Source organism: Paenibacillus aurantius (genome assembly GCF_032268605.1).
In the GTDB taxonomy this organism is placed as follows: domain Bacteria; phylum Bacillota; class Bacilli; order Paenibacillales; family NBRC-103111; genus Paenibacillus_AO; species Paenibacillus_AO aurantius.
This window is the reverse complement of record NZ_CP130318.1, coordinates 5,919,625-5,932,955: the sequence shown is the minus strand read 5'-3', so window position 1 is coordinate 5,932,955 and position 13,331 is coordinate 5,919,625. Positions and strand designations below refer to the sequence as shown.

12 protein-coding genes and 1 riboswitch are annotated in these 13,331 nt (G+C 58.6%); of the genes, 8 read left to right on the top strand and 4 right to left on the bottom strand.

Going from position 1 to position 13,331, the window contains the following annotated elements; all coding sequences use genetic code 11:
- Positions 1-82: 82 nt before the first annotated feature.
- From MJA45_RS26885 to MJA45_RS26870, 4 genes are all read left to right on the top strand, one after another.
- Entirely contained in the window at positions 83-1,033 is a 951-nt protein-coding gene (locus tag MJA45_RS26885; RefSeq protein ID WP_315604960.1) for a carbohydrate ABC transporter permease, read from the top strand.
- Positions 1,030-1,851, top strand: coding sequence for a carbohydrate ABC transporter permease (locus MJA45_RS26880; RefSeq protein WP_315604959.1), 822 nt, complete (start codon positions 1,030-1,032; stop codon positions 1,849-1,851). Before MJA45_RS26885 ends, MJA45_RS26880 begins: the two co-directional genes overlap by 4 nt.
- Before the next feature lie 243 nt (positions 1,852-2,094).
- Positions 2,095-3,459 carry an ABC transporter substrate-binding protein gene (locus tag MJA45_RS26875; protein WP_315604958.1) on the top strand — a complete coding sequence of 455 codons (1,365 nt, stop codon included), beginning with the start codon at positions 2,095-2,097 and terminating at the stop codon, positions 3,457-3,459.
- 441 nt (positions 3,460-3,900) lie between these two features.
- On the top strand, positions 3,901-4,233 hold the full coding sequence (locus MJA45_RS26870; RefSeq protein ID WP_315604957.1) for a YmaF family protein: 333 nt from the start codon (positions 3,901-3,903) through the stop codon (positions 4,231-4,233).
- Between the two features lie 179 nt (positions 4,234-4,412).
- Here the strand turns inward: MJA45_RS26870 and MJA45_RS26865 are convergent, their stop codons facing one another.
- Both MJA45_RS26865 and MJA45_RS26860 read right to left on the bottom strand, forming a co-directional pair.
- Entirely contained in the window at positions 4,413-5,177 is a 765-nt protein-coding gene (locus MJA45_RS26865) for an SDR family oxidoreductase (protein ID WP_315604956.1), read from the bottom strand.
- A gap of 607 nt (positions 5,178-5,784) precedes the next feature.
- Positions 5,785-6,450, bottom strand: a complete 666-nt coding sequence (locus MJA45_RS26860; protein WP_315604955.1) for a DNA-binding response regulator — start codon at positions 6,448-6,450, stop codon at positions 5,785-5,787.
- 289 nt (positions 6,451-6,739) lie between these two features.
- Here MJA45_RS26860 and MJA45_RS26855 point away from each other — a divergent pair, with 289 nt between their 5' ends.
- From MJA45_RS26855 to MJA45_RS26840, 4 genes are all read left to right on the top strand, one after another.
- A complete protein-coding gene (locus tag MJA45_RS26855) occupies positions 6,740-7,342 on the top strand; it encodes a TetR/AcrR family transcriptional regulator (protein WP_315604954.1) in 603 nt (200 codons plus the stop codon).
- A 673-nt stretch (positions 7,343-8,015) separates the two neighbouring features.
- Complete coding sequence (locus tag MJA45_RS26850) at positions 8,016-8,180, top strand: hypothetical protein (RefSeq protein ID WP_315604953.1); 165 nt, start codon at positions 8,016-8,018, stop codon at positions 8,178-8,180.
- Entirely contained in the window at positions 8,177-9,055 is an 879-nt protein-coding gene (locus tag MJA45_RS26845; protein WP_315604952.1) for an ATP-binding cassette domain-containing protein, read from the top strand. Before MJA45_RS26850 ends, MJA45_RS26845 begins: the two co-directional genes overlap by 4 nt.
- Positions 9,048-9,731, top strand: coding sequence for a hypothetical protein (locus MJA45_RS26840; RefSeq protein ID WP_315604951.1), 684 nt, complete (start codon positions 9,048-9,050; stop codon positions 9,729-9,731). The genes MJA45_RS26845 and MJA45_RS26840 overlap by 8 nt, the downstream gene beginning before the upstream one ends.
- Before the next feature lie 262 nt (positions 9,732-9,993).
- Here the strand turns inward: MJA45_RS26840 and MJA45_RS26835 are convergent, their stop codons facing one another.
- Together MJA45_RS26835 and MJA45_RS26830 are read right to left on the bottom strand one after the other, a co-directional pair.
- Positions 9,994-10,977: an aldo/keto reductase gene (locus tag MJA45_RS26835; protein ID WP_315604950.1), complete on the bottom strand. Its 984-nt coding sequence runs from the start codon at positions 10,975-10,977 to the stop codon at positions 9,994-9,996.
- Positions 10,978-11,085: 108 nt separating this feature from the next.
- The gene (locus tag MJA45_RS26830; protein ID WP_315604949.1) at positions 11,086-12,777 is read right to left on the bottom strand and encodes a M3 family oligoendopeptidase; all 1,692 of its coding nucleotides are present in this window, start codon (positions 12,775-12,777) and stop codon (positions 11,086-11,088) included.
- A gap of 335 nt (positions 12,778-13,112) precedes the next feature.
- Positions 13,113-13,273, top strand: a riboswitch (cyclic di-AMP (ydaO/yuaA leader).
- The last annotated feature ends 58 nt before the right edge of the window (positions 13,274-13,331 follow it).

The following is a 13,331-nucleotide window of genomic DNA, read 5'->3' as shown; positions in this document are numbered from 1 at the left end:
GAAACGGCGTATACCATAGAGTAGGAAAGTGCTTACAGGCACATTTCCAAGTTAATTTTCGAATAAGGGGGGACTCGCTTTTATGAAAGCCATGGGCCGATCCGTGGAGCTGTCCGGTGTCCGCACCGCTCTCAAGCCTCGGATTCGCCGATGGAGCAAGGAGAAGGCAGGGGAAAACGCCATCGGGTACCTGTTCCTCGCTCCCTCGCTTCTGCTGTTCGGGGTGTTTCTGTTTTATCCGTTTGTCCGCTCCTTGTACTTGAGTCTGCAGGTGACGAACCCCCGGGGCAAGGTTGTGGACTTTGCCGGGTGGGACAATTTCCGGGAGCTGTTCGCTTCCGAGGGCTTCTACCGGAGTCTGCTCGTGACCGCCAAGTTTACGCTGCTCACCGTTCCGCCCGGAATTGTGATCGCGCTGGTGCTGGCGGGGCTCACCCATCAAGCCCTGAGGGGGATGAAGGTGTTCAACTGGGTGTTCTCCATGCCGGTCGCCATCTCGGTGGGGACGGGAGCGGTTATCTGGATGCAGCTGTATCACCAGACGACCGGGATGTTCAACCGGTTTCTGCAGCTGGCCGGGCTGCCCGCCGTTTCCTGGCTGTCCGATCCCAATTACGCCCTGTATTCCGTTTCGGCCGTCACGATTTGGATGGGGCTCGGCTTCCATTACATTCTTCTACTAGGCGGCATCCGTTCGATACCTTCGGAGATTTACGAAAGCGCCCGGATCGACGGGGCCGGAGCCTTCGTCGCCTTCCGTCGCATCACGCTTCCGCTGCTGTCGCCTACTTTGTTTTTTGTCGGGATTGTCTCGGTAATCGGCTCGTTCCAGGCGTTCGGGGAAGTCCGTATCCTGACAGGGGGAGGCCCCATTCACACGACAGAGGTGCTCGTATACTCCATCTACCGGGAGGCCTTCGTTAATTACCGGTTCGGACCGGGAAGCGCCCAGGCACTGGTGCTGTTCGCCATCATTCTCGTCCTGACGCTCATCCAATACAAAGCGCTCGAAAAGAAGGTGCATTACCAATGAGCCGCAAGCTGATCCTTACCGTTCAATATCTGTTTCTGACCGCCGCCTCCCTGGCGATTCTGTACCCGATTCTGTATACCTTCTCGTCTGCACTCATGACACCGGCCGAGGCGCGTACCTTCCCCACCCCACTGCTGCCCATGAGCTTCTACCTGGGCAATTTCCTGGAGGTGCTGCACTCGGTTCCGATTATGAGGTTCATGGGCAACTCCCTGGCCGTGTCCGTTATCATTACGGCGGGTCATCTCGTTCTCGCCAGCATGGCGGCTTATGCTTTTGCCAATGTGCGTTTTGCGGGGAAGGCTTTCTGGTTCGCCCTCTTCCTCTCCACCATGATGATTCCGTGGGAAGTCACCATCATCCCGAACTACCTCACGATCAAAAGCTGGGGGTGGCTGGACTCCTACGAAGGCCTCACGATTCCGTTCCTCGCGACGGCTTTCGGGACGTTCCTGCTCCGCCAGTTCTTCCTTCAGCTGCCGAAGGAGCTGTATGAGGCGGCCCGCATGGACGGCTGCGGACACCTCCGCACGTTCCTGCGCATCGTGCTCCCGCTGTCGCGCCCGGCGCTCGCTACGCTTGCCGTGTACTCTTTTCTGAATGCGTGGAATATGTACCTGTGGCCGCTGCTCGTGACGAACAGCCCGGACATGCGGACCGTCCAGATCGGCATCAGCATGCTTCAGACAGAGGAGCAGACCTCGTGGAATCTGGTGCTCGCCGGTGTTGCCTGGATTCTGCTGCCCTCGTTGTTACTCCTGCTGGTCGGCTTGAAGCAGCTGGTCCGCGGCATGACCGCCGGGGCTCTGAAGGGTTGAGGCAGAAGGACGAAGGGATCGCCTTCCACCGCTCCGATTTGAAAGGCGGGCTGAGTCCCGGGCCCTTCTCGACCAGAAAGTCCGGGGAAGTCCCAAGTCTCTTCCCAGTCTCTTCCCCTCCGCGGCTTGCCCACGCTAAGTTTCATGGGGCCACCTCGATTAATCCAGTGGATTAAGTGAAAAGCGAGGAGGGAGGACTTGGGGGCACCCCCTTTACCACAAACCAAAAGGAGAGAATCTTGAATGAAAACCCGTTCCCGCCTCAACCGTACGAACCTGACGGCCGCTTTGCTTGCGGCCCCCATGCTCCTGCTTGCCGCCTGCGGCAAAGAGGGAGCCTCTACCGAGAAGGCCGCCGATGCGGCCTCGTCCAAGGATCTGGTGAAAGTCGTTTACTGGCATTCCATGGGCGGCGAGATGGCCAAGACCGTGGACAAGCTTGTCTCGGACTTCAACAGCTCGCACAAGGACATTCAGGTGGAAGCCGTCTACCAGGGCAGCTACGACGAGAGCCTGAACAAAATGAAGGCCTCCATGGATTCCAAGTCCGGCCCGTCTATGATCCAGGTGTACGAGATCGGCTCCCGGTTCATGATCGACTCGAAGGCGATCACCCCGGTTCAGAAATTCATCGACATGGAGAAATACGATGTGTCACAGCTCGAAGAGAACATTGCCGGTTACTATATGGTGGACGGGAAGCTGAACTCGATGCCGTTCAATACGTCCAACCCGATTCTGTATTACAACAAGGACATGTTCAAAGCAGCCGGCCTTGATCCAGAGAAACCGCCTGCCACCTTCGAGGACGTGGCAAAAGCCGCCAAAGCCCTGACCAAGGACGGCCAAGCCGGAGCTTCCTTCGCCATCTACGGCTGGTTCATGGAGCAGCTGTTCGCAAACCAGGGGGCGGAGCTGCTGAACAACGGCAACGGCCGCACGTCCCTTGCCACTGAGTCCCAGCTGAACAGCGAAGCGGGCGTGAAGGCCTTGACCTGGTGGAAGGAGCTCGTGGACAGCAAGGTCGCCCTTAACCTCGGCCGCAAAACGGACGACACCAAGAAAGCCTTCGCCGCCGGCCAAATCGGCATGATGCTCGATTCCACCGCTTCCTTGCGCGGGATCGTCAACTCGGCCGAAGGGAAGTTCAAGGTCGGCACCGGCTTCCTGCCCAAGCCGTCGGACGCAAAGGAAGGCGGTGTGATCGTAGGCGGGGCGAGCAACTACATCCTGAACAACAAGAGCGAAGCTGAGCAGAAGGCCGCCTGGGAGTTCATCAAGTACTTGACGGCGCCGGAGCAGCAGGCCCTCTGGCACATCAACACGGGCTATTTCCCCATCACCAAAAAAGCCTACGAGCAGCCCAGCGTGAAAGAGAACCTGGCCAAGTTCCCGCAGTTCCAGACGGCCATCGACCAGCTGCACGCCACCAAGCTGAACAAGGCAACCCAGGGCGCTGTGATGGGCGTGTTCCCGGAAGCCCGTCAAATCACCGAGAATGCGATCGAAGAAGCCTTGAACGGCAAAAAGTCCCCGAAGGAAGCGCTGGATGCCGCCCAGAAGGAAATCACGGCCAAAATCCAGCAGTACAACAAGACGGTTAAGTAACCAGGACCCAAACGTCAGCCGCCCGATTTTCTGGCCGGGCGGCTTGGTGTTGGAGCCTGGGAAGAAGGTGGGCGCTATGCGGCTTATTGGCAGTAGCCTGACGAATGGCTGGCGGTAAGACAGCTGGACGCTTCCCGGTTGGACGGGGGAGCCTGGACAATAATAATGGGCTGCCAAGCCATTCCCCCCGGCTAGCATCCAACATGCGTCCAATCCAAGAAGGCGATCTCCTGAAAGAGGCAACCCCGGCCGTTCATGAGCTTGTCAGGTTGCAGAACTCTAAAGGTAATCCCGGCAAGTTTAAACCGCCATACCCCTTTGTGGGGCTTTGGCGGTTTTCTGTTTTGCCTTCCATAGAGGTTACCCCAGGCAGATGCCCGAACCGAAAGCGGGCGTCTGTATACACTGATGGTGTAGACAACAGCGGAAGGAGAGAAAGGTATGGTATCCAAAGACGATGCCGTGAACGGCTTCGTTCCCCAGCACACCCACGGGTCCGTAGATTACACCTCCGTAAGCCAAGGGCACGTTCACCAGTGCCTGGACGTGACGTCTCCCGCCATTCCCACGGCAGACGGAGGCCATGTGCATTATACGGAAGGGTATGTCGTCTTCGAGAATGGTCACGTTCACCGGTATCAGGCTTATTCCGGGCCGGCCATTCCGGTTGGGGAAGGGCGGCACGTCCACTATTACGACTTCTATACCACCGTCGAGAACGGGCACCGCCACCGGGTTCGGGGCGTGGATATGCCTGCGCCGGGATCTCGGTAGTGAAGCAGAGAGTGATTCCATAAGGGCCTTCTGTCCAGCTATGAGGCAGACAGGGGGCCTTTTGCTGCGGATGAGACGACCGGGCGTTCCCGCCTCAGTCAGGGGGGAGGAGTCCTCCCCGCTATTCCCCTTCCTTCCGGGGACCCTTAAGGCTCAAGCGATGCAGCTCAGCCGCGCTTTTACAGGTTCGTTCCCCCGCTCACTTCGAGGAGCTGGCCGGTAACCCAGCGGCTGTCCGCCGAGGATAGAAAAAAGGCAGCATCCGCGATATCCTCCGGCTGGGCCCAGCCTCCCAATGCCGACAAGCCGGCGGCAAAAGCCCGGCCATCCGGATTGCCGAAAACAGCCGCATTCATGTCGGTTTCCGTCATGCCGGGCTGGATTGCGTTGACGGTGATTTGGCGGGGGCCTAAAGCCTTGGCGAGCGTCAGCGTTATGGTGTTCACGGCGCCCTTCGTCAAACTGTAGCCGATGAGATCCGGAAAGGCGATCCGGGTGACCGCGGAGGACAGGTTGAGAATGCGTCCTCCGTCCCGGAGCCGGGGAAGAGCCTGCTGAATGACAAAAAGCATTCCCTTCACATTAACGGCGATCGCCTCGTCGAGGGCCTGCTCCGTAAGCTCTTCTAACGGGGAGATCAAGGGAACCCCGGCATTATTGACGAGAATGTCGAATCGGGCCTCCCCGGTCCGCTCCGCCCATTCCCGGTCCAGAGCCTCGAACATTTGACGGATCCCTGTCATGCTCCCCAGGTCGGCCTGCACGGCAAACGCCTCTCCGCCTTCCTCCCGGATATGCTCCACCGCTTCATCGGCGGCTTCCCGATTTCGGGCGTAATGCACAGCCACCAAGGCTCCTTCTTGGGCCAGCCGTTCCGCGATAGCCCGCCCGATTCCCCGGCTCGCTCCCGTGACGAGGGCTGTTTTGTTTTTCAATTGCAGCATGCTTCCCACTCTCCTTATTCGTTGTTCCTTGCTCTTTTGTTGTACCATGGAGAGGATATCGAAAGGTTGCTGTCCTATTTTTCGGCTTTGGAAGAAGCGACGGTTCGTCGGAAGAAGGGGGGCGCGGCGGATAGGCGAGGGAAGAGTCGTGTCTCCAGTCCCGGAACCGACGCGGGCGGCTGCTATGCTCTAGCTGGAGCCACTCCCTGAATTGGCAGAACACGTTCCCTTTCCTCTAGCTGAAGCCATTTTGGCCGCTTCCTCCCTCTCGGGTGCCGAAAAATAGCGGAACTCTAAGTACCTTAATGCCTCATTTGTCGGCAATCTTCAAAAATTAGAGGAACGCAGGTTCGCTATTTTTCACGCCAACCATCAAAAACGGCCTATTCTCGCCCCTTTGCCGAATAATAGAGGATTATAGTTCCTCTAACCAAAACGTTGGCACTCGAATTCGGACGAATAAGGTATCTCCGTTCCGCTAAATTTCCGACTGCCCAGCGACTGCCCGGTTTTCTGTCACGTTTTTTCCGGTTTCCTGCACTTTCCGTCCGGCTTTCATCGCGTCGGGTTTACGGGTTTACCCCGGCTTAGACCTGTGGCCGGCAGCCTACAGGAAGTACCCTCGGCCCTGCGGAGCAAGCCGGAAGGACCGCACCCTCTCGTTACCGGTGGCGGGGAGCAGTATCCCTTGGTCCACCAGCTTGTGCAGGAGTGCCCTGGCGTACCGGGTCGTAATGCTTAAGCGCTGGCTGACATCCCGTGGGGTAATGGCCCCTTGCTTATGGACGGCCAGCCGGACGATTTCCTTGTCCCGGTAATTCAAGTCCGGAGGGGAAGCCTCATCCCCAAACCAGCGGCCCATCAGCTGCTGGATCATCTGCTGGCACCGGCGGGGCTTCTCGGTAATATCGTCATAGGAGAAGCGCAGAACGGTCCAGTGATCCATCACCAGATGATTCTGGCGCAAGAGGTTATCTGCGAACTGCCACCGGCTGAGGTCCCGGGCATGCGGCCCGAAGCCGTCGATCTCGAAGCAAATCCGGTACGGGGGACGTAGATAAGCGTAGTCCAGGTACCGGATTCCATCCTTAAAATCCTGAACTTCATATTCGACATGAAGGTGTTCGAAATGCCCGAAGGCGGGCCACCAAACCTCCTTCAGGAAGGCTTTTTCGGCGTGCCCCTGACCTAAACGGAGTCTCTCCCGTCGGGAGCCGGCCGCCTGTTTTTTCTCTTTTTCGATGAATGCTTCGTAGGCTTTGTCGAATTCCATTGCCTTTACCCCCTTCCTCCGAATACCAAGATCCGCCTTATGAATGCAAAAAACCGCTCATCCTGCCTAAGCAGGACAAGCGGCGTGTGCTTCACGACCATGACGGAAAGGCGGTAAGAACGGCCCGATGGGCTTCGGTTCTTTTTACCAGTATAGCGGGTCCAAGCCGTTCCATGCCCCTATAAAATGCCCTTATGAATGGCCGGCATTGAAAGAACCCGCCAAACGGGGTATCGTAAAGGTAGCTTTTAAACCAGGGGACCATGACGACCGAAACGAGGTGCCGAACGTGCCGTTAAACGAAGATCAGCTGACGCAGATCCGGGACGAACGCAAGGAACAGATTATGGCGGCCGGGCTCCGCGTTTTTGCCAAGCGCGGGCTCGCCCATACGAAGATGAGCATGATTGCGGCGGAAGCGGGCATCAGCCACGGCCTGCTGTATCATTACTTCAAATCCAAGGACGAGCTGTTCCTTCAGCTGCTTCAGTCCGCCATGGAGGAATCGATAGCAGGCGTGCAGGAGCTCTACCGGCTTCCCGGCTCGCCTCTAGACAAGCTGCGCAGCCTGACGGAGCTTATTCTCCTGCCGGAAAATGCCGCTCACTTTATGCTGATTCATCACGCCCGTACCGCGGAAGACATGCCGGACAAGGCCAGACAGATTCTCCAGGATTATTCTATGAAGACCTACATCGACCAGCTGCTTCCTCTGTTCGAGGAGGGGCAGAAGATGGGCGAGCTGGTGGAGGATGAGCCCCGCCGCCTTATCACGACCTACTTGACGGTACTGACGGCCCTGATGGTGCTCAATACACATGAGCATGAGGATTTCCGCCAAATGGAGCCGGCCGTGCTTCTTCGCATGATCGCCAAGCCGGGGGCGCTATAAGCCGGCTCCGGTTCAGTCTCCCGAACCGGGCTTGAATACCGGTCCCTTCCGCACACCAATGAGGTCGGGTCCGAGAGGAACTCGGGCTCGGGGAGGAACCCGGGCTATTCAACCGCGCAGCTTTCAGCCTGCGGTGGTCGACGTTGCATGTCCGTGGGCAACCTCACGGCCGATCCGAGCCCTGACCCGGAAACCTCTCCCGTAGGAGACAGCTGCCAGAGTGCTGATGGAACCCTCCGCTTCCTGACGATCAGAAAGCGGGCTTCCGGAGGCGATTCTAACGCTCGTTTCTTGGCCGGGGAGGCATTCAGCCTCCCTTCAAAGTTAAATTTTCCGAAACGGATACCCGCCCCCGAAGCCTTCCCAAAGAAGGTTTCTTTTTTGGTTTTTTTAGATTGACTTAATCAGTCAACGGTGTTACGGTAAGCTACAAGACCAACATACCGATAGGGTGATCGCCTGGTGGGGAGCTTTACCGACAGCCGCCCGATCTTCCAGCAGCTCGCCGCTAGGATCGAGGACGATATCTTGAACGGCACGTATGGGGAGGGAGAGCCGATTCTATCCATCGGGCAGCTCTCGGGGACGTTCGGGATCAACCCCGCCACCGCCGTCAAAGGAGTCGCCGTGCTCGTGGAGGAGGGGGATTCTGTACAAAAGGCGCGGGCTCGGCATGTATGTGGCATCCGGCGCGGCCGGGATCGTCCGGCAGAGAAGGCGGAGCCGGTTCCGGACCGAACGGGTGCGGGAGCTGCTGGAGGAGGCGGAGAAGCTGGGAATGACCATCGATGAGGTTTGGGAGGACATTCAACGGGAGAAGAGGAGTGGAGAACGATGAGGCCCATAGTGGCATGCTCCAACGTGACCAAAAGCTACGGCCGCCATGAGGCGGTCCGCGGGCTGGACCTGATGCTGGAGGAGAGAACGATTTACGGCCTGCTTGGCCGAAACGGAGCCGGCAAAACCACCCTGCTCAACATGATCGTGGGAAGCCTGTTTCCCGACAGCGGTGTGATTGAAGTGGGCGGCATCCGTCTGAGAGCGGGAGAGACGCCCGCCCAAGTCTGCTATATCCGGGAAAAGAACCTTTATCCCGGCAGCGCCAAGGTCATCGACGTTCTGCAGATGGCTTCGGCTTTTCACCCCAACTGGGACTGGGATTACGCAAGAGAGCTCCTGCAAGCCTTCCGGCTGAACCCCGCGAAGAAGATCCGCCAGCTCTCCAGAGGAATGGAATCGCTTGTGGGCAATATCGTCGGTCTCGCGAGCCGGGCCCCCTTGACCATTTTCGATGAGCCGGTGCTCGGCTTGGATGTGTTGATGCGGGAACGGTTTTACCGGGCCTTGGTGGAGGATTGGGCGGACCATCCCCGGACTATCCTGTTCTCCACTCATTTGATCGATGAAATCGCGAAGGTGGTGGAGAAGGTATATATCTTGGAGGCGGGGACCATGCTGCTGCACGACGAGGTGGACCGCCTGCACACCCAGGCTCACCTGTTTAGGGGGACCAAGGAGAGCGTGAGCGCGGCGGCGGCCAACAAGCGGATTCTATACAAGGAAACCTACGGCGGCGGAATGCTGGCGGCGGTGTATGACTCGATCGGGGAGAGGGAGCGGGCCACGGCCGCCAAGCTCGGGGTGTCCATCGAGGGACTGCCGCTGCAGAAATTTTTCACTTATTTGATCGAAGGGGGCGAATCGGGTGTATAGGAGTAAGAACAGGGCCATCCTCACGGCTTCTTTCCTGCAGCTGAAGCCTTATCTGCTCGGGGTCGCGGCTTTGGTAGGCGTCAGCATCATCACGAACCTGATCATCAGCTTGAATGTGGACAGAAACACCCATTTGTCCTTGGCCAACATGCTCAGCCTCTTCCTGCTTTTCGCAGCCAGTGTGCTGCCTTCCGCCTTCTTCCGCCGGATGCTTAACCTTGGCGCCTCGCGCGGGGAATACTACCGGGGGCTGGTGACGGTATACGTCCTCTGCTCGGCGGGCTTCGCTCTTCTGAACGTCCTCTGGTTTGCAGTGGAAGTAGGGATCATCCGCAAAGTCGAGGACACCATCAACATTCTGGAGGTTTTTCACTGGAACCGGTTCGGGTGGGCGGGCATGTTTCTTTACCAGTTCGGAGCGTATCTTCTGCTGCTCTCGCTCTTGAACCTGCTGTTCTCGGGCATTTGGCACTGGAGCGGCTGGCTTCTGTGGGCGGTGCTTATCGCAGCCATTCCGCTTGGCACGGCGCTGGATGTTTTCCGGCCCAAGGTAGCCGGGGGCTTGGGCGCGCTTCTGTTCAATGACTCCTTGATGGCGGGACTCGGGTGGACCCTGCTGGGCAGTCTGTTACTGCTGGCGGCCGGCTGGCTGTTTACGCGGAGAAGAACGATTTGAGGCGTCCTTTTTTTGACTGATTTGATCAATCATAAAAGAAACGGACGAAGGAAGGACGTTTCCCCTGGCCGCAAGCACAAAAAGACCTGCTCCAAAGCCATCCGATGCCAGGTCGTACAACAGACGAAATCGGGCAGAACCCACTCACAGGAGCCGAACTTCCATGAGCCCAGGCATAAAAAAGCCGGCCCGCCGGCAGAAGAATCTGCCTGGGGCCAGCCTCTGCTGGGGTGAATTCGGATCGCTGCCCTTCGCCTGGAGCCTAGTTCAGCCCGCCCAGCACTGGATGCGGCACATACGGCTCCTCGAGCCGCGCGGCTTCTTCATCCGTCAGCGTCAGCGAGAGGGCGGCCACGGCATCCTCCAGGTGGTGCGGCTTGGTCGCTCCGATGATGGGTGCCGTTACCGTCTCCTGCCGGAGCACCCAGGCGAGCGCCACCTGCGCCCGGGGCACGCCCCGCTCGGCGGCGAGCTCGGCCACGCGCTCCACCACCCGGCGGTCGGCCTCCTCCGTGGCGGAGTAGAGCTTCTTCTGGACCTCGTCCGTCTCGGAGCGGTAGCTCGTCTCGTCCCAGGCCCGCGTCAGCCGGCCGCGCGCCATCGGGCTCCACGGGATGACGCCGATGCCTTCGGCCCGGCAGAGGGGAAGCATCTCCCTCTCCTCCTCGCGGTAGAGGAGGTTCAAGTAGTTCTGCATGCTGACGAACCGGGTCCAGCCGTTCTTCTCGGCGGTATGGAGCGCCTTCAGGAACTGCCAGGCGAACATCGAGGAAGCCCCGATGTAACGGGCTTTGCCGGCCTTCACGACATCGTGGAGCGCCTCCATCGTTTCCTCGATGGGCGTCGCGGGGTCCCAGCGGTGGATCTGGTACAGGTCCACATAGTCCGTGCCGAGCCGTTTCAGGCTGTGGTCGATCTCGCTTAGAATCGCCTTGCGGGACAGCCCGCCGCCGTTCGGCCCTTTGCGCATGCGGCCGTGCACCTTCGTGGCGATGACAACCTCGTCGCGGGTCGCGAAATCCTTCAGCGCCCGGCCCACGATCTCTTCGCTGGTCCCGTCGGAGTAGACATTCGCCGTATCGAAGAAGTTGATGCCGAGCTCGAGCGCCCGGCGGATAAACGGCCGGCTTTGCTCCTCATCGAGCGACCAGGGATGAGGCCCCCGGTCCGGGACCCCGTAGCTCATGCAGCCGAGACAGAGCCTCGAGACCTCGAGACCGGTTTTGCCCAATTTGACGTATTCCATAGGGATCACTCCTCTAAATTTAGAATGGATGGACCAAGGAACTTGCGCAAGAATGGCGTTTGCCCACCCGCAGGCGAAGGATCGGACTACGGCCTCGTATCCCAAGGGTTACAGCTTCGTATCGTCCACGCCGTTCAGCCAGCTTCGGATTCCTCCGATGATGGAGGACACGGAGCCTTCCTCGAATGGAGAGCGCAGGCCGGCAAGCTTCACCAGCGCATCGAACGAATCGCTGCCGCCGGCCCGGCACAGGGTGAGGTAGCTCGACCAGGCCGCGGCCCGGTCCTCGTTCGCCCGGGTCCAGTACTGGAGGGCGCAGAGCTGGGCGAGCGTATAGTCAATGTAGTAGAACGGGCTTTTGAAAATGTGCTGCTGCTGGTGCCAGAACCCGCCGCGCTCGAGGAACGGCATGTCGTCGTACTGCCGGCCCGGGAGGTATTTGCGCTCCGTGTCGCGCCAGGCTTGCTTGCGCTCGGCCGGCGTCATGTCGGGGTTCTCGTAGACGAGGTGCTGGAATTCATCCACGGCCACTCCGTAAGGGATGAACGTCACCGCCTTGCTCAGGTGGGAGAACTTGTATTTGTCCGTATCCTCTTGGAAGAAGGACTCCATCCACGGCCACGCGAAGAATTCCATGCTCATGGAATGGATCTCACAGGCGTCGAGGGTCGGGTGAACATACTCCGGAACGGCAAAATCCCGGCTCATGTAAGCCTGAAAAGCATGCCCCGCCTCGTGGGTCAGCACATCGACATCATGGGCCGTGCCGTTAAAATTCGAGAAAATGAACGGCTCCTTCGTCGACCCGATAAACGTACAGTAGCCGCCGACCCGCTTGCCGGGCTTGCTCTCGAGGTCCATTAGACCCTTGTCGAGCATGAGCCGGAAGAACTCGTCCGTCTCCGGGGACAGCTCCGCGTACATCCGGCGGGCCTTCTCGACGATCCAGGCCGGCTCGCCCTTCGGCGTCGGGTTGCCGTTCAGGAAGGAGAGGCCGTCGTAATAGCGCAGCCGGTCGAGCCCGAGCCGCTTGCGGCGGCGTTCGCTGAGCTCACTGGCCACCGGAACAAGATGCTCGAGCACCTGAGCCCGGAAGGCGGCCACCTGCTCCGGGCCGTAATCCGTCCGGCTCATGCGGGCGTACCCGAGCTCGATAAAATTCCGGTAGCCGAGCTTCCGGGCCATCTCCGTCCGCATCTGGACGAGGTCGTCGTAGATGCCGTCCACCGTTTCCTCGTTCGCTTCATAGAAGGAATAGCGGGCATCGGTGGCGCGCTTGCGCATCTCCCGGTCCGTCGATTCCATATACGGGGCGAGCTGGGACAGTGTTAGCTCCTGGCCGTCAAACTCAATCCGCGCGGAGGCAACGAGTTTTATGTATTCGCTCGATTTGCGGTTCTCGGCCTTCAGATCCTCCACGATGACCAGGGAGAACGTTTTCTGAGCCAATTCGGCGGTGGCAAACAGCTGACGGCCCCACTTGGCTTCGAGCTGCTCCCGAAACGGCGATTCGGCAAGCGCTTTATAGAAATCGTTGATCAGGCCTTGGTAAACAGGGCTGTTCTCGTCCATAAAATCCTGCTCCGCCTTGTAAAAAGGATCCTGAGTGTTGATGGTATGACGGATGCGGGCAATGGTGAACATGGAAGAGACGCGCGTTCGGGCCGCGTTGACCGCCTCCATGGCCGCGCTCTGTTCCTCGAACGATTCCGCTTGGCGGAACTGCTCCAGGAGGGCTTGGAATTCCTCGCGGAACGCCTCCATGTCGGGACGGGTGTAGGAGTAATCCGGAAACTTCATAAGAACCCTTCTTTCCATGTGGATTCGGTTTCTTTTTCAGTATACAGGATTTGGGCGGCTGGAGCATAAGGAGACGGCAGGCCAACGCCTGGACCCGTTATGACAAGTCCGGCTGGACGACTTCGCTGTACTCGTCAACCAAACGTTCGGCGGCATGTATGGGGCGTGATCGGGATGATAACGGGCGATTTCGGAATATTTACCTTGCTATGCCCACGAACTATCTCATTGTAACCGCATTCCTATCGGAATAGTAACGTTTTCAAGGATTTTTCCGTTTATAGGCGGTTTTACAAAGTTTGATCCGAGCCGTATGATCATTTCATTACTTCATATACCAACACTCGCTTAATTTCCATTGGAAAACGGGGGACCCAACTGCGGCGAATAAGTACACTCGCTGCACGGGGTGAATCAGTGATGATCCGTCACTGTAGGGCGACTCTAACCGCCCGAATCCGTCAGCTAACTCCGTAAGCGTTGATAGAGAGGGTGAAACAACTTCGGTGAATTTCCGGCCGCAGGGGATACCTCTGCGGTCTTTTTTCGTGCTG